The 20930-nt window shown below is 41.1% G+C and carries 14 protein-coding genes; 8 read left to right on the top strand and 6 right to left on the bottom strand.

What is annotated here, in order from left to right; all coding sequences use genetic code 11:
- Nucleotides 1–345 precede the first annotated feature (345 nt).
- Complete coding sequence (locus ACRD69_RS23095; protein ID WP_430817526.1) at nt 346–846, bottom strand: DUF6155 family protein; 501 nt, start codon at nt 844–846, stop codon at nt 346–348.
- A 137-nt stretch (nt 847–983) separates the two neighbouring features.
- Here ACRD69_RS23095 and ACRD69_RS23090 point away from each other — a divergent pair, with 137 nt between their 5' ends.
- The 7 genes from ACRD69_RS23090 to ACRD69_RS23060 all read left to right on the top strand — a co-directional run bounded on the left by ACRD69_RS23090 (nt 984) and on the right by ACRD69_RS23060 (nt 8657).
- Entirely contained in the window at nt 984–1868 is an 885-nt protein-coding gene (locus ACRD69_RS23090) for a M90 family metallopeptidase (protein WP_430817525.1), read from the top strand.
- An 81-nt stretch (nt 1869–1949) separates the two neighbouring features.
- Nucleotides 1950–2633 carry a M50 family metallopeptidase gene (locus ACRD69_RS23085; protein ID WP_430817524.1) on the top strand — a complete coding sequence of 228 codons (684 nt, stop codon included), beginning with the start codon at nt 1950–1952 and terminating at the stop codon, nt 2631–2633.
- Between the two features lie 426 nt (nt 2634–3059).
- Nucleotides 3060–3758 carry an NUDIX hydrolase gene (locus tag ACRD69_RS23080; protein ID WP_430817523.1) on the top strand — a complete coding sequence of 233 codons (699 nt, stop codon included), beginning with the start codon at nt 3060–3062 and terminating at the stop codon, nt 3756–3758.
- A gap of 24 nt (nt 3759–3782) precedes the next feature.
- A complete protein-coding gene (locus ACRD69_RS23075; protein ID WP_430817522.1) occupies nt 3783–4829 on the top strand; it encodes a UDP-glucose--hexose-1-phosphate uridylyltransferase in 1047 nt (348 codons plus the stop codon).
- Between the two features lie 72 nt (nt 4830–4901).
- Nucleotides 4902–6176 carry a galactokinase gene (locus ACRD69_RS23070; RefSeq protein WP_430817521.1) on the top strand — a complete coding sequence of 425 codons (1275 nt, stop codon included), beginning with the start codon at nt 4902–4904 and terminating at the stop codon, nt 6174–6176.
- Between the two features lie 191 nt (nt 6177–6367).
- The gene (locus ACRD69_RS23065) at nt 6368–7603 is read left to right on the top strand and encodes an MFS transporter (protein WP_430817520.1); all 1236 of its coding nucleotides are present in this window, start codon (nt 6368–6370) and stop codon (nt 7601–7603) included.
- Between the two features lie 31 nt (nt 7604–7634).
- A complete protein-coding gene (locus ACRD69_RS23060; protein WP_430817519.1) occupies nt 7635–8657 on the top strand; it encodes an aldose epimerase family protein in 1023 nt (340 codons plus the stop codon).
- A gap of 405 nt (nt 8658–9062) precedes the next feature.
- Here ACRD69_RS23060 and ACRD69_RS23055 read toward each other — a convergent pair whose 3' ends face one another.
- The 3 genes from ACRD69_RS23055 to ACRD69_RS23045 all read right to left on the bottom strand — a co-directional run bounded on the left by ACRD69_RS23055 (nt 9063) and on the right by ACRD69_RS23045 (nt 15403).
- Entirely contained in the window at nt 9063–10607 is a 1545-nt protein-coding gene (locus ACRD69_RS23055; protein WP_430817518.1) for a chondroitinase-B domain-containing protein, read from the bottom strand.
- A gap of 9 nt (nt 10608–10616) precedes the next feature.
- On the bottom strand, nt 10617–13778 hold the full coding sequence (locus tag ACRD69_RS23050; RefSeq protein ID WP_430817517.1) for a chondroitinase family polysaccharide lyase: 3162 nt from the start codon (nt 13776–13778) through the stop codon (nt 10617–10619).
- Between the two features lie 101 nt (nt 13779–13879).
- Nucleotides 13880–15403, bottom strand: coding sequence for a T9SS type A sorting domain-containing protein (locus ACRD69_RS23045; protein ID WP_430817516.1), 1524 nt, complete (start codon nt 15401–15403; stop codon nt 13880–13882).
- A 56-nt stretch (nt 15404–15459) separates the two neighbouring features.
- Here ACRD69_RS23045 and ACRD69_RS23040 point away from each other — a divergent pair, with 56 nt between their 5' ends.
- Complete coding sequence (locus ACRD69_RS23040) at nt 15460–15603, top strand: hypothetical protein (RefSeq protein ID WP_430817515.1); 144 nt, start codon at nt 15460–15462, stop codon at nt 15601–15603.
- 455 nt (nt 15604–16058) lie between these two features.
- Here the strand turns inward: ACRD69_RS23040 and ACRD69_RS23035 are convergent, their stop codons facing one another.
- Together ACRD69_RS23035 and ACRD69_RS23030 are read right to left on the bottom strand one after the other, a co-directional pair.
- On the bottom strand, nt 16059–17723 hold the full coding sequence (locus tag ACRD69_RS23035) for a RagB/SusD family nutrient uptake outer membrane protein (protein WP_430817514.1): 1665 nt from the start codon (nt 17721–17723) through the stop codon (nt 16059–16061).
- Nucleotides 17724–17757: 34 nt separating this feature from the next.
- Nucleotides 17758–20883, bottom strand: coding sequence for a SusC/RagA family TonB-linked outer membrane protein (locus ACRD69_RS23030; protein WP_430817513.1), 3126 nt, complete (start codon nt 20881–20883; stop codon nt 17758–17760).
- Nucleotides 20884–20930 lie beyond the last annotated feature (47 nt).

Here is a 20930-nt window from a genome sequence, read left to right as displayed (position 1 = left end):
TGAACAATAATAACAGTAAAGAGTAGCTTTTTGTAAGGAGGAGAGCTGATTTACATGATGCATAGATCTATACGTTTATAAAACTTCTTTTCGAACACTAAAAGGCGTTGCCCCTTGTTGTGATGTTAAAGACCTTCAGTCTTTTATATAGATCGAATTATCTTAACCTAATGACATTGCCTTCAGAACAAACTTCCATTATGAAATGTATAACTGCAATAGTTCATCAGGAAGTTCGTATAAAATTAATATTGCCGGAACAACTTCATTATAAGTGACCCCTACTCCGCCTAATCCCTGAATGGGCTGAGCTACATGTATAAGCCTGAAATCATGTATATAATATTAAAGCACCCGCTCAAACCCCTGCCGGTTCATCCAGCGCTGCTCATTGGCCATATGGACAACCTGCTGAATACGCTCCATAAATTCTTTTCGTATTCCATGCTCATCGACGTACTGAAGCGCTTCTGTAAAGGCCTTAAGCATGGCTTTGTAAAATGCTTCCTGCCTGACAAATTGCTCTGATGAGTAGGTTTGTGCAATTTCAATGTGGTAAAACATTACATCAGCCACTAAAGATGGCTCAACACCCAGTCGATTAAAATGGCGAATATACTTTTGAGCTACCGACCGCCTCATCTTGGCTTTGCGTCCGCTAACCGGAAAATACTCCTTTGAGATCTTCAGTTTACACTCCTCCATTAACTTGCTTTCCTTTGGGTTGAATGCAAAATCGTAATACTCTTTTACCTCCTTAAAACGTGTGTATAAATCGATAATCTGGTCTTCCAGCTGCTCCTTATCCAGTTCGCGAAGGTATAGTTTCAGGTCTTTTTTACTCATGGGGTAAAAATAGTGATTAATAATAAGCTGATATATAACAATAATTTTCGACTCTGTATCTGCTTTTTTCTTTACTCACTTTATGAGATCCATTTTATAGTTTGGACTTCCTCCATTGATTATTTATTTTTATCAACATGAATATGTACCTAACCTTCTTTGGAATTGTCGCTCTTTGCGCTTACTTACTATATCGTTTCTACTGGAAATCAGAAAAATGGATTAAACCCAAGGGGAAAATGAAGCTCGAATGGCGCAAGATCCTCACTGAAAAGGTGAACTTTTATAACAGCCTAAACCCGAAAGAAAAGGAGTTATTTGAATTTAAAGTACGTGAATTCCTGGCCAATTGCCGCATTACCGGCATAGGAGTTGGCATTGATGATGTTGATAAGGTACTGGTGGCCTCCAGTGCCATTATTCCCATTTTTTCGTTTCCCCACTGGCGTTATCAGAACCTGGCAGAAGTACTGCTATACCCTTCTTCATTCAACCATAAGTTTGAGACAAGCGGAGAAGATACCAATATACTGGGAATGGTAGGCAGTGGCATTATGGAAGGCAAAATGATTTTGTCGAAACCGGCCTTACTACATGGCTTTGCCAATGAATCGGATAAGAAAAATACGGCCATTCATGAATTCGTTCACCTGATTGACAAATCAGATGGACAAGTAGATGGCGTTCCGGCTTTGCTCCTCGAAAAGCAATATACCATTCCATGGATTGACATGATCAATAAAAAGATTGATGACATCTATGAAGGTATGTCTGATATCAACCCATATGGAGCCACCAATAGAGCTGAATTCTTTTCAGTTATCAGCGAATATTTCTTTGAACGTCCTAAGTTGCTTTCTAAGAATCACCCTGAATTGTATAGCTTATTAGAAGAGATCTTTAATCATGATATGCATGATCGCGACCTGAATAAGAAGAATGGTAGAATCGGCAGGAATGATCCATGTCCGTGCAACAGTGGAAAGAAGTTCAAGAAATGCTGTGGAAAGGTCCATTTTTAGGAGGTTGATGCATTTTGAGCCGTATCGCCAAGGTTCTTTTTAAGGCAGATTTCGTTATTAATTCTAAAAGCTTGTATGAGAATGAGCAAAACCACAAAAGAAACATTGATCCTGATAGGCATGTTTATTATTGCCATATTACTATGGGATACTGTTGTTATCTACCCGATAAAGATCTTCGTGGTGATGTTGCACGAGATTAGTCATGGTTTAATGGCAGAGCTGATGGGTGGTGACATTGTTAAGATTGAGATCAACCATATGATTGGAGGGTCGTGCACCACTGCACACCCACCAGGTTTCTGGCCTGCATTTATGATTGCCAGCGCCGGTTATATAGGCAGTTTAATACTGGGGGCCATTATCTTTCTGACAGCCGCCCGCACAAACTATATAAAATTCCTTGCCGGAGTGATTGGCGTTGGATCTTTGATTATCACCTATTACGTTATTAAGTCGGGTGAACTATTTGGCATTTTATTCTGTGCCGGCTTTACGCTTTTTATGTTTGCATCTATTAAATACCTGCCCCTGAATATCCTCCAGTTCTTACTAAAATTCATTGGTTTAACCAGCTGCCTTTATGTGATACTTGATATTAAATCGGACTTAATCTCAAGGACTGGTATTGGCAGTGATGCCGACCAAATTGCCCAAATGACAGGCATCCCGTCCATCACCATCGGTATTTTGTGGCTTGTAATCGCAATAGTGGTTGTTTATTATATGTTGAAAAAGAGTGTGGCGAAAGGGAAGTCTTATTAATTAAATAACCTGGTAAAACAAATGTGCCACTATAGAGTGTAGCTTTATTCAAAATTTTCTTCTGCACTGCCGATTGATTCTTCAGTAAACAAACCCATACAATTGTCCATTCGTAACAAGTCGTTAAGCAATAATACCTTCGTAAGAACCTTTAAGCGGCTCTGGCTTGCTCTGCAGTTACATCACAAATTAAAATTATTGATCAAGCGCATTTTTCCAATCGTCTGTGGCTTCTTCAAGGCTTTTCATATAACCCGATTGCTGATAATCCCAGCTAATGTCTAAAATTTCAAATCCTATTTATAGACTTCCAACCACAATACACTTTCAACTTACTAACAATAAATTATAGACGCAGGTAATAAAAAGTAAATTTTACCTTTAAAATGCTTTAAAAGTAAAATTTACTTTTATATTTGTAGCGCTATGAACACAAATATTTACGATCAATACCAGGAAAATAAGCGCTTTGTATCAGTTGACTGCGTTATTTTTGGTTATGAAGAAGAAAAGCTAAAATTGCTGGTTTTTCAACGTGCCATTGAGCCTGCCAAAGGTGAATGGTCCTTACTGGGTGGTTGGGTTAACCACAATGAATCATCAGAAGATGCGGCACGGAGAGTATTGAATAAATTAACCGGCCTGCAAGATATTTTTCTTGAGCAGGTTCATACTTTTTCAGATCCTGAACGTGATCCGGGTGGTAGTGTAATAACCGTAGAATATTATGCACTCATAAAGATTGATGAAAAAGCCAGTAATCTTCTTGAAGATTATGGCGCCAAATGGTACACCCTTGAAGAGTTACCTCCCCTTATTTTTGATCATGACATACTGGTAGAGAAAGCCCTGGAGAAACTGCGTCAGCGATCAAGCTATGAAATTATTGGCCGTAAGTTATTACCTGAGAAATTTACCATTACACGCCTTCGTAATCTATATGATCAGATTTTTCAGAAGCAATTTGACCCTGGCAACTTCCGCAAGAAAATACTCTCATTAAAAGTTCTGGAGCAACTGGATGAGAAAGATATGTCTGAATCGAAGAAAGGAGCTTTTTACTTCAAATTTAAACCGAAGCAAGAGGGGGAATTCAATCACCCGATATTTAAGCGAACGATATAAAATAACTACTGCACAAATACTATTATGGAACAATTTGAATTTACAGAACATTCACACAGGCGCTATAACGCATTGACAGGCGACTGGGTATTGGTATCACCACACAGAACAAAACGTCCCTGGCAAGGTAAGGTAGAGAAGCCAGCCATTGAACAGCGTCCTGAGTACGATGAAAAATGTTACTTATGCCCTGGTAATGAAAGAGCAGGAGGTCATAAAAATCCTGAGTACAAAGATGTTTTTGTATTTCAGAATGACTTTAGCGCATTGGTTCCTGATATTCCGGAGGGTAACTACACCAATGGCGAGCTATTCCGGGCTGAGAGTGAACGTGGTTTTTGTAAAGTTATCTGCTTCTCTCCACGCCACGATTTGACGATTCCTGAAATGGAAGTGGAGAATATTAAGAAGGTGGTGGACCTATGGTGCGAGCAATATGAAGAAATTGGCGCATTGGATTATATCAAGCATGTTCAGATCTTTGAGAACAAAGGTGATATCATGGGTTGTAGTAACCCTCACCCACACGGTCAGATCTGGGGACAATATTCTGTACCCGTTGAACCTGCCAAGGAAGCGCTTAAGCAGAAGGAGTATTTCGACAAGCACGGTAAAACCCTCCTGGAAGACTATGTGGCTGATGAGTTAAAATCAGGCGAGCGTATTTTAGTGGAGAACGAGCACTTTGTTGCATTGGTACCATTCTGGGCTACCTGGCCTTTTGAAGCTATGATCGTAAGTAAGCGTGCCGTATCTAACTTAACTCAGTTAAGTGACGATGAACGTACTGCCCTGGCTGATGCATACAAAAAGCTGACAGTGATGTATGATAACCTGTTTGAGGTATCATTCCCTTATTCGGCAGGTATTCACCAGGCACCAACCGATGGTGAAGAGCATCCGGAGTGGCACCTGCACATGCATTTTTACCCGCCATTGCTTCGTTCGGCAACGGTTAAGAAATTTATGGTAGGCTATGAAATGATGGCCAACGCACAACGCGATATCACAGCAGAACAAGCTGCGCAGCGTTTGCGTGATTTACCGACAACACATTATAAAGCTAAATAAAATATGATAAGGCTGTCGGCTGTCTTCTGATAGCTGGCAGCTCATAACAATAACACTTAATTCAGTTTAGATATGCAGATTACAAGTTTAATTGAAAAGATTAACGGTGGTAACAATCCGTTTTTCAAAGAGATTTATGGTACTGACGAAGTCGTTTTACAAGAACAGGCTGATCGTTATATCAAATATATGAACGAGTTCAAAAGCATCTATGGAACGGATGATGTAATGCTTTTAAGCTCACCTGGCCGTACTGAGGTTGGTGGTAACCACACTGATCACCAGTTAGGTCGTGTTTTAGCAGGTGCTGTTAACCTTGACAACATTGCTGTTGCTGCACCTAACGGAACAAACAAAGTTCGCATCACATCAGTAGGATTCGATCCTTTCGAAGTGGACCTAAGCGAATTGGAAGTAACAGAATTTAAGTTGACACCTGATAATATTGTAAGAACCATTGCCAAGGAAATCAAAGGTATCGGGTTGGAAGTTGCAGGATTCGATGCAGTTATCCACGGTTGTGTGCCAGAAGGTTCAGGTTTGAGCTCATCTGCTTCATTTGAGGTATTGGTTGGTGCTATTTTCAGCAACCTTTTCAACGATGGAAAATTAGATCCTGTTGACAATGCCAAGTTTGGTCAGAAAGCTGAGCACGCCTGTAAAAAATTCTGTGGTTTAATGGATCAGACAGCTTGTGCGGTTGGTGGTTTCATCACCATTGACTTTGCTGACAAAGCTAATCCGGTTGTAAAAGCATTGGATTTCGACTTTGCCAAAACAGGTTATTCATTGGTAATTACCAACACAGGTGGTAGCCACGGCGGATTGGATGAAGAGTACAACGCCTTACCGGGTGAGATGAAGTCGGTAGCTCAGGAGCTTGGTCAGGAAGTATTACGCCCCTTATCAATGGAAGATGTAGTGAAAGGTATTCCTGCTATTCGCGAGAAAGTAGGTGACCGTGCCTTATTACGTTCTATCCACTTCCAGGCTGATAACTCACGTGTCGTATACCAGGTAGATGCATTGGAATCGGGTAACTTCGACAAATTCCTGGAATTGGTTGTTGAGTCAGGATTTAGCTCATACATGTATAACCAGAATATTTTTGTTGGTGGTGAAACCAGGCACCAGAATGTGGCATTAGCATTGGCTCTTTCTGAATTAGTATTGAAAGGTAAAGGTGCATGGCGCGTTCATGGCGGTGGATTTGCAGGTACTATCCAGGCATTTGTACCAAATGATCTGTTGGATGACTATATCTCAACCTTAGAATCTGTATTCGGTAAAGGTAACTGTCACAAGTTATTTATCCGTTCTAAAGGTGCCGTACAGGTTGAATTATAATATGATTAAAGAGGATGTCCTGAATCAATGATATTTCTCGCCAGGAAAGCATCAACGCAAAGTGCGCAAAGTATTGAAGCATAAACCCATTTACTTTGTGTTCTTTGCGTAATTCTTAGCGGTCCTGGCATGAAACTTAGATTTTGGACAGACCCTTTTTCCTTTTACTAACTACACCAATTTTTATTAAAATGGGAAATTCAAAAACAAACTATACGGTACCCTTCGCTATTATGTCCTTCCTGCTTTTCCTGCTTGGATTTGTAACATGGATTAACAACATTCTGGTACCATTTATGAAAGTCCAGTTTTCTATCTCAGAAAGCCAGGCTCAATTGGTAAGTGCAGCCTTCTTTAGTGCTTACATCATCTCCATTCCGGTTGGCGGGGTGGTTAAGAAAATAGGATATAAAATGAGTGTTATCATCGGTTCTGTTATTACCGGAATAGGTTGCGCCATTTTTGTTCCTGCACTAAGCATTGGCTATTCAATGGTGCTGGCAGGTTTATTTGTAACCGCTATTGGCGTTGTTGTATTGCAGGTTGCCGCCAATCCTTATGTTATTGCATTAGGCACACCTGAAACATCAGCGTCACGATTAACATTGGCTATGGCCATTAACTCACTGGCAGCTGTGTTAGCTCCGGTAATCGGAGGATATATTTTATCATCAAGTAATGGTGATGTATCGGTTAATGAAGGCCTGGCAAAAACGATGTTTATCGCACTGGCTGGTATTTCAATCGGTACAGCTGTTTTACTGGTATTTATGAACTTACCGGCTATTGAAGATGAGTCAGATGATGGCGCAAAGGGTGAAGGTCGAAGTGCGTGGAGTTATCCTCACTTGATTCTTGGCTTTATCGCCATTGGCATGTACATGGGACTTGAAGTTGGCGTTGGTAACTACTTCTTAAACTATGTCGAATACAATGTGGAAGGTAAGACGATGGATTTTGCTTCCAAGATTCTTGGATTCTATCCATTAGGCTTCTTTATTGGTCGATTGGCAGGTGCCGGATTATTAAAGAAATACGAGGCTTCAAAGGTGTTGCTTGTTAACTCGGTTATTTGTGTGGCTTTACTGGCAACATTCTTCTTAACTAAAGGATCTGCTTTCTCAATATGGCCATTGATCGCACAGGGTTTATTCTTATCTATTATGTGGTCTGTTTTATTCGACTTATCGATGAAAGATATCCCTGCCTCTGCTGCTAAATTGGGTTCAGGAATTATTTGTACAGGTGTTGTATTCACAGGCATGTGGATGTTCATTATGGGTAAAGTTGTTGATTCAACAGCTACCGTTACCAATGGAGTTGCCGATCCTGCTACGGCCAACTATGGTATTGCCTATGCGTTCTTCTTTTTCTTTTACGCCTACATTATATTCTTTGCTCTAAAAGGATCGAAGATCAGAAGATAAGTACAATCTATTAACCTTATATTTTACAGAGATGACAAAAGCATCTGATGTTTTTACATTAAAAAATAGCAAAGGCGTTGAAGTAACGTTTATTGCACGCGGCGGTCAGGTGACCGGCATAAAAGTACCAAATACGAAAGGTGAAATTGCTGATGTTGTGATCGGATACGAAACAACGGAAGGAGCATTGGCAGGTGATGCCTATTTTGGCGCATTGTGTGGCCGTTATGCTAACCGAATTGTTAAAGGTCAGTTTGAGTTAAACGGAGAAACAATTCAATTGGACGTTAACAATGGTCCTAACCACCTACATGGTGGTAATGATGGTTTTAACATGCGCACATGGGAGGTAGAAGAAGTTGAGCTTCCTCAATTTGCACAAGCCTATAACCTTTCTTTGGTCAGCCCTGATGGCGATCAGAATTACCCTGGTGAGCTGACAACTATTGTTACCTATGGTTTAACAGAAGACAATGAATTTGTTATTGAATATGATGCTGTATCAACAAAAGATACCATCATTAACCTGACTTCTCATGCCTACTTCAACCTTGAAGGTGCAGGAACAGGTACTGTGGCAGAGCACGAGTTGTTATTAAATGCAGAGAAGTTCACTCCTATTGATGGTGAGATTGGTACCGTAACAGGTGAAATAAGCGAGGTAAAAGGAACTGGTATGGATTTTACTTCTGCAAAGAAAATTGGTGAGACTTTAACAGCCGATTGTCCACAAGTGAAGTTGGTTGATGGTATCGACCACAACTTTGTGATCAACGGTTATGATGGTTCATTGAAGCTGGCAGCCCGCTTGGAGCACAAAGGAGCAGGACGTACCATGGAAGTGTACACCGATCAGCCGGGTGTTCAGATATACACCGGTAGCCATTTTGATGGTTCAGAGAAAGGAAAACTGGGTGCTCCCATTGAAAAATGGGCTGGTGTTGCATTAGAAACACAGATCTTCCCTGATTCACCAAACAAAGCGAACTTTCCGAATGCCACACTGAAGGCAGAAGAGCATTATAAGCATACATGCGTTTATAAGTTTATTTAAGAGCTTGTATGGATGAAAGCAAAAAGCTGCGATCAAAAAATTGATCGCAGCTTTTTTTTGTGATTAACTCACCGGATGAGTTGTTCAAATTAATTATGTATTTGTCACGATCGGGCATTTGCCCATCGCTACCCTTTGCCCCGGGCTATTATATGGCAGACCTACAGCCTGCTATTGACAGCTTGGTAATTAATAATGGCGCAGTCATTATAATCCGTAAATTAAAAATCAGCAAAGCTAAATTTGTGGATTAAATACTGACTGACAATCATCTCTTTCATCAGTTCAACGATTCGACAAATCGACAAATCGACCAATAGATCATTAGATCATTAGGTCGTTATACCATTCAACTAATAAACTCTTCAACGATTTAACAATTCGACGATTCGACAAATAGACAAATCAGCGTTTCTTATTCGTTCTTTTACTTATCACTTCCTTAAAGCGTTGCTGTACATCCTTGCTTAGTTTGCCGGTTTGAGCATAGGTACCTGGAATCTCAGTCAACCAATGTGGTCCTACCTCTTCAAACGTCAGGGGTTTATTATCTATAAAGCTATTTGCTTTCATAAAAACGTATTCGGGGATACCCGGGATATCAAATGTTCCTCCCTTTTCATAAACTACATAAGGCTGCTTATGCACCTTTCCTTTCTTGCATACCATTATGCCGTCCTTGACAGACATGCCAAAATTCTTTGTTGTGCTTATGTTACCGCTCCATTGAAGGGCATTCTTTTCCAGGTCATCATTTTTAAACAAGGTATATTCTCCTGTTGTCTTTGCAAAAGCATTGCTATATAAGCGTATATCGGAGGGGTATTCAAACTTCAGTTGTTTTGCGCTACAGGTTTCCATACGACGGTCTGTCAGGGGCTGAAAATGAATGGCATGGCCGTTTACAGGCCCAAAGGTATTATTACAAATACTAATATTAAAAGCCAATGCATGCTCTGAGGCCCTGGCACCTGGGTTTAAGTACAATGCCGCGTTACCTCTTGACTTAATGGTAGTGGGCAATTCAAAGTAATTAGCCGCAATCAGGTGTTCACTGCCCCATACAAACATACCACCATACTCGTACTTCGTATCGTCGCCTATAAAAAAGTTATTGATGGCCACCTGCTTATCCCCATGTCGAAAATTAAGTGTACCCCGGCAGTTTAGAAAGGTATTGGCGTAATAGACATTTTCGCGCGATTTACTGGTGATTATCTCCGGTTCTGAATCCTGTCGCATAAACAGGTTGGAGTCAACCAGGCAACGCCCATCATCCTTGCGCCAGTAGCCAATGCGGATACCACCTCCGGCATTGCCAGGTTTCTTTGGATTAGCAAAAAAACAGTGATCGATTCGATGGTACATGGGACCAGCAGCCTTAGCCCCTGGTGTTTTATCTGCTTTGGCCGTATTATTCAGGTTAATAACCTGGTCAAAGGTAATCTTCTCGGTAAATGAACAGTGATCAATGCGGCAATGCGTTGGGAAAGTACCATCCTCTCTGACGGAAGTGGTAACATATGCCGAATTGGCCGTATCAAAACAATGAAATGCACATTGGGTAACACGATTGTAACTACCGTATATGGCAACCAGCCCCGGTCCATGAGATCGCCACTCTTTTGCATCACGTGCCCCATCCCTGAAGTAAATGCCGCTCAAAGTGATATGATCACCTTTTAATTCCACCTTTACATCACCACAAAAAACCACCTGCCCCGGCTGCTTTGCTTTAATGACAACAGGGTTCTCTTCGGTGCCTGACTGCTCTACAATAAGTTGAATATCTTTGTACTCCCCACGGCTCAGACTAAAGGTTGTACCTGGTTGGGCCTCTCTTATTTTTAACTCTAATTCGCGCGTATTATTGACTTCAATTGTCTGGGCCATTCCTGAGGTACAGGTTAAAATCCATATCAGCAATACACATATCTGTTTGTTAAACATGCCTCTCATTTACTTTTTAATAAACTTAAACACCTTGTTTTTACCACTGCCAAAATTAAGATCCAGAAAATATAAGCCATTGCTAAGGTGTGCCACATCCAACTCATCCGTGTGCCCGGCTGAAGATAATACTAACTGCCCCGCCTGGTTGCACACCTTCAATGAAGTACAGGGCTGAACTGATTCTATGAATAAGCTATTTTCAACAGGGTTGGGGTACACATAAATCGTGTACCCCAGATCATCACTGTCAATATCGGTGGTTTGTGCTTTGCTCAGGCTTACCTCGACCACCAAGCCATGTATGGCTGTAAATTCAAGCACTGTAAAGTCATTATCAGAGCTGATCAAACGACATTTTTCATTGCTTTCATTGAGCGAATATTTGCCATTCAGTGTCACCCTGACCTTACGTTCTTTTGCCTCATCTGCTCCTGTCAATCCGGCGGGAACATTCATATTAATGGCCGGGTCGGCAAAGGCCAGTCGGACAGTTTCATCTGTTTCATCCTTAGCCATGACAAGACATGGGTATGAAACGCCTTTAATATGTTTTGATGAAATGGCTTCATCGGCACTAAACATCACATAAGCTGTTGTATAACTTGTCCTATCTGATACGATATGCGCGACATTATCTTTTCTGATCACCTCATATGGCTTGTCGACACCCTGCATGTTTTGACTAAACGTTGCAAGCTCAGACGCATTGGTCTGGACTAAAATTGCATATTCATAAGCTGCAGCCTGCGGTGCCAGACCATGGTCAATCCATGCCGTTGCAAAATCACCATAATTGACTGTCTTCTTCTTTTCATCGCGCGACTCCTGGTTCGTTCTTGTCACATGAATTTTACCGCCAGGCAGATAATACCCATTGCCTTTTGCATCCATCAGGTTAACAGGATCATTTACTTCCAAGTCATTACTATAAGGAAACTGGCTTATTTCATTTTCATCAATAATGATCTTCTCACTTTGAGAGGCCAGGGCTGTTTGGAAAAGTGTTGTTTCGGTACGATAGTCAGTATTGCTGTTGGATATACCACTTCCAAGGCAGATAACACGGTTATCAAATGAAAAGACAGACTTTCTGGCCACAAAGTCATCTGTATAATTGGTATAATCATTTTCATCCAGGTACATCCCGAATACTCCGTTACCATTGAGGGAACAAGCGCCGGCAAACTCCGAATTTTTGGAACGTTCATTCAGGTTTCCACCACTGTAATTAAGTTCATCGTATGGCAGGTGAATGGTAGTAGCCCCGGGAAAACGATTCCAGTCCCATCCTGGTAGTTTAAAACCACTTTGTGCGGCGTCAACGGTTGTTCCGGTTCCCAGTATCTGCACAGTACCATAACTCTGGTACCTGCCATATCTGTTGTTTGAAGTATATATCTCTGTTCCGGTCACTATTTTGTTAAAGCCTTTAATGGCCACCAACCAGTTATCGCGACGATGCAGGTTAAGTGCTCCATAATTGAGGCTAATATTGCCGCCTGGAGCATTGCCCGCCTCAATTCCTAAAGCCTTAAACTCATTATACAGCTCTTTCTTGTATTTTGTCAGGCGCATATATTCTGCTGCGCACTCTGTATCGATGGGATCACTTGCTTTCGCCAGGTAAGCGAAGGCATTGATAGAGCCCGTTCCCAGGTTCTGTGTCATCGGTTTACGACCGCATACACTGTTAACAATAGAGCGCAGGTTGGCATAAGAAGAATGTACAAACAAGGCTTTTTTAAAATTGCCCCGGGCTTCTTCAGATAAATTAAAAGGTGTATTGCCAACATAATTTAGCACCTCTCCCAGTCCTGCATAGCCGCCATTCATGTACCCTGCGTAAAGCATTCCATGGTGAAAGCCTGAACCATCTGGTTTAAAACCTCCCATTGTTCCAACACTGTATTGCATAACTGCATTCATCCACTCTGTGTATGATCGCATGTCGCGAAGCAATTCAGGTGAATCATCACGAAGCATAATGGCCATTAATCGTCCTGCCACAATGGTATTCCAGGCATCAACTATTCCCTGGAAGTTTTCAGTTTCCGGCAGCTGTCTTATTTCAGGCACTCCTGTCCAATACTGTATCATATCAAAGGCCTCCTGGAACTTACCGGCGTCTTTCAACACATCCTGCATTAACCATATAGCTTTAGGAACACCTCTGAAATCATATCCATAGTGATGGTTGGTACCTAAACCACTTCCTACAACCAGTCCCTGATCATACAACCAGTCAAGTACATCAATAAACATCTGATCAAAACCACTTTGCCTGTTATGATGCCAGGCTTTTGCCATATCATACAACAGTAGTTCAATGTCTTCAAATGATTTATCGTTATTTGAATTCAGCGCTTCATCTTTCACAACAAAAGCAGCACCTGTAATAACACCCCCGTTTCTTTGGATGTTAAGCTCGTTATATTCGTTTTGAAGTTCGGTAATGCGTGATGATGAAGGTGCACTTCCATCCACTTCATTGGTAATACGTTGACGTATGTCTGCTGCTGCCAAGTTTTCATCATCACTCATTGTTGCCGGCAAGACCTTTTCATACACGTAAGAGCTATGCCAATGCCAAAGGGCAGCCCAATGATTGGCATTCATTTCGGGATTAATAAAATCCAGTTGTGCATCAGGTGTCACTCTGTCGTTAATACGCGATGAAGGGAACTTCATACGGTCAAAAAACAACTTTCCTCCTCCTTTACCAACAGGGGCGATAATAGTCATAGTTGTCAGGTTCTTGTCAACCTTGCTACCCAACATATCCTCATCGAAGCGAATCCAGCAGGCGCGCCAACCAGAGAAGTTTATATGGTAATTAAAATGATACTGCACCTGAGCTGCGGCATTTTTAAACTGGAAAGTCAAATCTGCATCTTTCGGATCCTCATTATATATCCAAAGCATCATGCCACCTTTGTATTCTTTACAAGCATCAGCCATACCAGCCGGAGAAGTAATTGTGATCTGAGCCCCTTCGCTCCAATCCCACATAAGCGACTCAGATCCCATTTTAAAGTGCTTGCCTGAGATGCTTAATCCATTGTCTGAAGCCGACCAGTCAGAAGGAACACTGCCTTCGAGCCCCAGGTAGTTTTGGCCAACTGTACTCAATGATGCAATGATGCTTAATATGATTAAGACTAAACGCATTGAAACAATTTTATGAAGTTGTTTATAAAAAGAACGATTCTCAACATGTAAAATGCCAGAGAATCGTTCTGTTTTTTACAGGGTAATATAATTTACTACCCTTATTTGATAATTACTTTACTCGCTTTAACCTGTTTGTTGGTCAATACCATTCTTATCAGGTAAACACCTGGTGAAAGAGAGGCTACATTTACCTGGCCACCACCATTGTAATTAACATTTACTTTTTGCCCACCTAAATTATAGAACTCAACCTGCCCAACCTCTGAACTTAACATTAAATGGTCATGTGCCGGATTAGGATAGAAAAGAGGTGCTTTGAATTCATAGGTATCACCAATGGCTGTTGCCAAAGGATCAACCATTGCTTTAACATCGCCAATCTTCCATGTTGAAGCTCTGTAGTCCACATTGGCTCCATTAACATCACTATAGGTATCTGTACAGGTATAAACAAAGGCAAACGTAATATTTGGATTTGCAGCATCAACATCAACTCCACCGATACTATTCACCCAAACCTGGTCATACCCTAGTGATTCATCAAGATTGAAGGCTGCTGTTACATCAAGCCATGTTGCAGCTGTTACTGCCCCTGCCTGATCGGCCAGATCAGCGACATAATCTGTTGACATTTTAATTCTAAGTTCTGAATCGCCACCTTTTTTATATTGGCTGATTCCCCAGAACGACAGATAGGCTTTTGAATATCCGGTAAAATCGACAGCTTTAAGCACTGTCCATGTCTCTGTTGGTGAAACACTTTTCAGAGCTCCATCTTCGTAAACGGCACTGGCCTGAATAGATTTGTAATCTTCCCCTTGTGGCTCAACCAATCCTGTTCGTAAGGTCTCGGTACGCTTCCAGCCCTGTGCGTTTGTGCTTGTAAGGTTGATCATCTCAAACATGTTAAAGTCATCAAACTGCCATTCTGTAAGTGTATTAAGTGTTTTTGCAGTTGTTGTAAACCTTACTTCGCAAACCCGCCATGCTCCCGGACGGTCAAGATCTGGCTCTGTTTTATCAACAACTCCCGATGCTGTTACCTGGTAACGAAAAGCTAAAACCAAATTAGTAGCACCTTTCCATTGGTTAAGGTCAAGCGTCGATTTAGTCCATTTTCCATCATAGTTTACATCATCATCAATCTGATCCAGCTGGCTTGTTACATCGGTCCAGGCAGTGGTGGTCGGATCATCGGTGTAATTATCAGTTACAAGCACTGAAAATTCAGAGAAATTACCCAGTGCATATTCTGCCAGGGTAAAGAATGTTACCTGAAAATCCTGATGCTGTGGGTAGGCTGTTAAATCAACACCATCAACAACGGCATATGTATCTGTAATATCATAGGCTTCGCCAACCCCGCCATAACCTTTAGCTGTTATGCTTGTCGCCTCCGCATTTCTTGTATACCCCAGTTCTGCGTCAGTAGGCATTTTATCCAAATTAGTAGATCTACTCCACAGATTACTTTCCACCGACCCTACTGTGATGTTATGCTTGGTAAATCCCCTGTTATTATCGTATCTGAAATCAGGGTAAAATATAACTGTTTCCTGGGCCAGCAGATTAGCTGAAATCGCCATAATCATGGCTGTTAATAGTAGTAATTGTTTCTTCATAATACATTAGTTTTTCTATCTGATTATGAGTGCTAAACTACTTGCAATTACATAATATGAAGGGCTTATTTGTACAGATGTATGTACTGGATCGTACGGTTATTTTTCGATATATAACTGAAATACAAACCATTGGATACAGAGATATGAAAAAGTACGATGTGGAGATGTACAATTTGGATGGCATCAATGTATGTTAACCCAGGGCGTTGCTGCACTTTGCAGGGGCTATAAATATGACAGACCTAAGGCCTGCTATTGACAGCTTTCTATCAACTCGACGATTAGACAATTCATCAACTCTTAAACTTTTAAACTAATCAGCAAATTGCCATAAATCTCTCTGCATCTAAGTGGTTAAATAATTAAGTCCCATAGCTTCCGCTGCAAGTGACTCCCTGCATTAATAAACCCGCGGTTGCGGCAGGGGGTATGAATGCATCTTAAATCAAGGCATTGCTGCACTTTGCACTCGGCTATAAATATGGCAGACCTAAGGCCTGCTATTGACAGTTTTCTATCAATTCGACGATTAGACAATTCATCAACTCTTAAACTGATAAACAAATCAACAAATATTCCCTCTGCTTTAATGAAAAAAAACCGAAGCCTAAATAAATAAGCTTCGGTTTCTATTCTTAATACACAAACTTTATTACCAATTATCTTTTTGGTCAAGTAAGTTATTGATACTCACTTCCTGCAATGGATATGGCAGAGTATTATGCTTAGTTTCATCATAGTTATTACCGGCACGAAGGTAACTTTGATCTTGTTCTTTCCTTGCATCAAAATTAGGATCTCCCTTAATGGTTTCATTCATGAAAGCCAGGCGCTCTCCTAAAATACCCCAGCGAATCAGGTCTTGCTTACGAAGGCCTTCAAAGCAAAGCTCTCGCATACGTTCATCCTGTATTTCTTTTAAAAATGCATGTTTAGAAGCAATGGCAGCGGGAGCTGCTTCTTCAATATTTGCAAGTCCTGCCCTGTTACGCACCTTATTGAGACAGGCGATCGCTTTCTCACTTGGCATACCTTCTTCGGCATTGGCAGCTTCGGCATACATCAGCAGCACGTCAGAATAGCGTAAGATTGGGAAATTGATACCTGTATAATTCTTATTAGGTGATGACACGGGCTCTAATATCACATATGATTCAATGGTTCCAGGGGCAGGTTTCGCAGCCGGATCAAGGTCATCCCAGTTGGAAGGTTCCCAACGGCGGTATTTTGTCGGACAATATTGTCCACTCATGGTGGATGTTACTTCAATTGCATTGCCATTACTGTACCTATACCCTCTCAGGTTCCATTCAAGACGACTATCAATATCGCTGTACATATTTTTTACTACTGGAGATGCATTTAACATGGCATAACCAAATGGGTAGCCTTCACCGCCATAGTTCCATGAGATACCGTTGATATTACCGATCTTACCATCTACCTGAAGTCCCATATCACGCATATTGGTAAATGATATCTCGAATAAAGACTCCTCAAGGTCGTGTTCATTTCTGATGTATGAAAGGAATAAATTACGGTACCCCTGGTTATCATTGTCCACACGCAAACCATGCCAGTCATCAAGAATAACAGAATCACAATGAGCCTTGGCCAACGCATACTTTTCAGTATCCATCAGAGGCTGTCCGGCCATGCGAAGATATACACGTGCCAACAATCCGTGAGCAGCCATTTTATTGGCATGGCCAGGAATATAATCAGCATCGCTGGCATGAGGTAAATGCTGATAAGCAAAGGTAAAGTCTTCAATGATCTGCTTATAAACATCTGCTTGAGAAGAAGCCGCCACATGGTTTGATGACTGATCTTTTGCATAAGTCAATCGCAATGGAATATCGCCATACCAGCTTACCAACTGAAAATATGAAAAGGCTCTCATAAATTTTGCTTCACCAATAAGCGAATTGTAGCTGTCTTCGTCAAAGGCATTTTTATCTAATAGTTCAATAAACATATTGGCTGCATTGACACAACCGTATAATTGCACCCATAGTCTTTCAACCATCAGATCGGCTGATGTATGGCGGTATAAACCAACCGTCCAGTTTTCGTTATAGCGCCTGTTATAATATCCTTCATCTGATCCTGAATCAAATATCACATAATCTGATCCGTATACTCGTGTGCTGGCCAGGAATGAATAGATACCTGCCAGTCCCAGTTGTGCCTCTGTGTTATTAGAATAGAAATCTTCTACCTTCCAATTCGATTCGGGTTTCTTGTCTAGAATATCTGAACAAGCAAAACCCACAAGCACCAAAAGGCTTAATATTATTTTATTTATAGGATTCATCTTCATTTTATTTTGTGTTTAAGCCAATTTCTTTTTAGAAAACCAATTCAATTCCACCTGATACAATTGAACTTTGAGGATAAGCCGAGTAATCAAGGTTTGGTGTTAATGCTCCATACTTACCAACTGATACATCCGGATCATAACCCGAATAGTTGGTCCATGTGATCAGGTTCTGACCTGACACATAAATACGACAGCGCTTGATTCCCCATCTTGTTAACAGGTTCTGAGGCAGTGTATAACCCAGTGCTACAGTCTTTAGCTTAAGGTATGTACCATCTTCAACATAGCGATCATCAACATTATTTCCTTTTGGCGCCTTACCATACACTGTCTGGTAACGTATTGTATTAACAGTTGTATTGGTATTGTATGGAGTCCATAAATCTTTCAGTGCAGTAAGACCACTGTTTGTTTTAGCTTGCGGTTGTTCAAAATCAATGCGGTTGGCGTTTAAGATGTCATGCCCAACTGACCATTGCAGGAACACCTGACAGTCAAAGTTCTTCCATCTGAAATCGTTGGTCAAACCACCAAAGTGATCAGGATGCGGGTTTCCTATAATGACACGGTCTTCTTCATTGATGGTACCGTCACCATTCTGGTCTTTAAACATGATACTTCCAGGCGCGACAGGCAGAGCACCGTTATCGGCCACACCTTCTTTCAATGAGTAGGTTTGTGATTCGTTGTTCCAGCTAAAATCTTCAAACTGGTATAAACGTTCAAACTCCAGTCCATAGATCATACCCACCGGTTGTCCAACCTGTGTAATGTATTGATACTCATTGTATTGACTTGACCAGTCCGGATTAGTATAAATGGCATCCTGTCCGTCATTCAGTTTGATCGTTTTATTTTTATTGAAAGAGATGTTAAATGAAGTCGTCCATTCAAAATCGCTATTCTTAACGTTAACCGTATTGATACTGATCTCAAGACCCTGGTTCTCTACTTCTCCAACATTCTGCTGTACCCGGTTAAACCCTGTACTTAAAGCCATTTCAGCATCAAGCAACAAGTCTTGCGTGTTTTTCTTGTAATAGTCAACTGTAGCCTGTACACGCTGGTTAAAGAAGCCCATATCAATACCCAGGTTTACCTGTGCTGTTGTTTCCCAACGCAGATCAGGTACACCCATATTACTTTGGTATGTTCCGGGCACATAAGCCTCATTAAAAGTATAACCACTTGAAGAATTTACATTCAGCAAGTTATACGCCTCATAGTCTCCAATACGGTTGTTACCTGTCATTCCCCAACCACCACGTACTTTAAGGTTTGAGAATGCACCTAAGTTTTTAACAAAAGTTTCTTCACCAATTCGCCATGCTGCTGAGAATGATGGGAAATACCCCCAACGGTTCTTTTCACTGAACTTTGAAGAACCATCGGCACGGAAGTTACCTGTAAAAAGGTATTTCTGTTTAAAGCTGTAGCTCACACGACCAAAATAAGACTCAAGAGCATTGCTTGATTTCCAGGTATCGGGGATACCGGGAGCTGTACCAATGCTTAACTTATCAATACCAAAGGCATCGGTTGGGATTTGTGAGTTTTTCATTCTTCCATATTCCGACACTCTGTCCTGAATTTCAAAACCGGCTAATGCACCTACTTTGTGTTTACGATTGAAGGTTTTATTATAGTTTAAAGTATTGGAAGTAGACAGCGTCTGGTAACGGCGTGTGGTCAAGGTACCATTTATTCCATCGGTTCCGCGGGATCCCTGGTAGGTCTCTTTTCCGTAGAACAGACTTTCTCTTCTTGAATCAACCTGATAGGTTCCTGTTAATTTTAAAGTTAAGGCAGGTGCCAGCTTATAGTTCAGGTACAGGTTACCACGAACAACATCCTGACGGTTGGAACGGTCAGTATTACTTAAGGTCTTCACTGGATTGAAACGGCGATCATTGGGATCATTAGGATCGATACCGCCAACAATACCATCACTGTTAATTGGTTCTACCGGACGGAAAGTAATAGCATCCTTAATAATACTGGTGTAGTTGTTTCCGGCAATATTGATCCCTTTACGATCAATGTATGAATACTGTATATAACCACCCGCCTGGGCTTTTTTATTAATGCGGTGTGAAAACTTAAGACGGTTAAGAATTTTAGTAAAACCTGTATTTATTAATGTTCCTTCCTGATCAAGGTACTCTCCCGAATAATAAAGCGTTGATGTTTTATTACCTGTACTTAATGACAAGTTATAGTTTTGGATGGTTGAAACCCTGAATATCTCATCCTGCCAGCTTGTACCTTCCGCATCACGGTATAACTCCGGATCAACCCAGTGCTTATAAAAACTACCTACATTATCCGATGGGTTATAACCATCTTTCGCATATGCAATCTCCTCCTGGTACTTAACATACTCATAAGGCGATAATACCTCCAGTCGGTTGGGTATCCACTGTAAACCAGATGAGGCAGACACTGAAATATCTGTTTTACCATCCTGACGACCACTTTTTGTTGTGATAATGATTACACCATTGGCACCACGTGACCCGTAGATAGCTGTTGCAGAAGCATCTTTCAAAATATCGAAACTTTCAATATCATTTGAGCTGATACTGGCCGGATCAAAATCTTCCAAAGGAATACCATCAACCACATATAACGGTGAGTTATCACCTGTGATGGAGTTACCTCCACGAATAACGATATTAAGTCCCTGACCAGGTGTACCATCAGCTGAAGACACCTGCACCCCGGCTACCCTACCGGCTAATGCCTGGTCGTAGTTTGATGTTGGTGCTTTAATTAAGTCACTTGTTGTAACTTTTGCCACTGCACCGGTTACATCACGCTTAGTGGTAGTGCCGTATCCGATAGCTACAACTTCATTCAAACCAATTGATTCAGGTTTCAGGGTTACTGTCAGACTGCTTCTTCCCTTCAGTTCTTTTTCAACGGTTTTAAAACTGATAAAAGAGAAAACGATCACATCGTTATCTTTTACCTCTTTAAGGGTAAATTTACCGTTCATATCACTGATGGTACCATTGGTAGTACCTTTCACCACTATATTTACTCCTGGTAGAGGCAAGTTCGTTTCGTCCAGTACTACTCCGGTAACAGTTTGTTGAGCCCAAACAGTTACGGACATTAGCAAGAACATGAATAATATATGTATCTTTTTCATTTTAATATCTTTACAATAGAGCACTTTGCATGCTCCTGTTATCAATA

Origin of the sequence: Carboxylicivirga agarovorans, assembly GCF_050589845.1 — a bacterium.
In the GTDB taxonomy this organism is placed as follows: domain Bacteria; phylum Bacteroidota; class Bacteroidia; order Bacteroidales; family Marinilabiliaceae; genus Carboxylicivirga; species Carboxylicivirga agarovorans.
The sequence above is the reverse complement of the archived record's forward strand: the minus strand, read 5'-3'. Positions and strand labels throughout refer to the sequence as shown.

Bases quoted from the DNA above. Each gene is read 5' to 3' on its own strand.
- ACRD69_RS23095 (WP_430817526.1), bottom strand. From the start codon at position 846: ATGAGTAAAAAAGACCTGAAACTATACCTTCGCGAACTGGATAAGGAG.
- ACRD69_RS23090 (WP_430817525.1), top strand. From the start codon at position 984: ATGAATATGTACCTAACCTTCTTTGGAATTGTCGCTCTTTGCGCTTAC.
- ACRD69_RS23085 (WP_430817524.1), top strand. From the start codon at position 1,950: ATGAGCAAAACCACAAAAGAAACATTGATCCTGATAGGCATGTTTATT.
- ACRD69_RS23080 (WP_430817523.1), top strand. From the start codon at position 3,060: ATGAACACAAATATTTACGATCAATACCAGGAAAATAAGCGCTTTGTA.
- ACRD69_RS23075 (WP_430817522.1), top strand. From the start codon at position 3,783: ATGGAACAATTTGAATTTACAGAACATTCACACAGGCGCTATAACGCA.
- ACRD69_RS23070 (WP_430817521.1), top strand. From the start codon at position 4,902: ATGCAGATTACAAGTTTAATTGAAAAGATTAACGGTGGTAACAATCCG.
- ACRD69_RS23065 (WP_430817520.1), top strand. From the start codon at position 6,368: ATGGGAAATTCAAAAACAAACTATACGGTACCCTTCGCTATTATGTCC.
- ACRD69_RS23060 (WP_430817519.1), top strand. From the start codon at position 7,635: ATGACAAAAGCATCTGATGTTTTTACATTAAAAAATAGCAAAGGCGTT.
- ACRD69_RS23055 (WP_430817518.1), bottom strand. From the start codon at position 10,607: ATGTTTAACAAACAGATATGTGTATTGCTGATATGGATTTTAACCTGT.
- ACRD69_RS23050 (WP_430817517.1), bottom strand. From the start codon at position 13,778: ATGCGTTTAGTCTTAATCATATTAAGCATCATTGCATCATTGAGTACA.
- ACRD69_RS23045 (WP_430817516.1), bottom strand. From the start codon at position 15,403: ATGAAGAAACAATTACTACTATTAACAGCCATGATTATGGCGATTTCA.
- ACRD69_RS23040 (WP_430817515.1), top strand. From the start codon at position 15,460: ATGAAGGGCTTATTTGTACAGATGTATGTACTGGATCGTACGGTTATT.
- ACRD69_RS23035 (WP_430817514.1), bottom strand. From the start codon at position 17,723: ATGAATCCTATAAATAAAATAATATTAAGCCTTTTGGTGCTTGTGGGT.
- ACRD69_RS23030 (WP_430817513.1), bottom strand. From the start codon at position 20,883: ATGAAAAAGATACATATATTATTCATGTTCTTGCTAATGTCCGTAACT.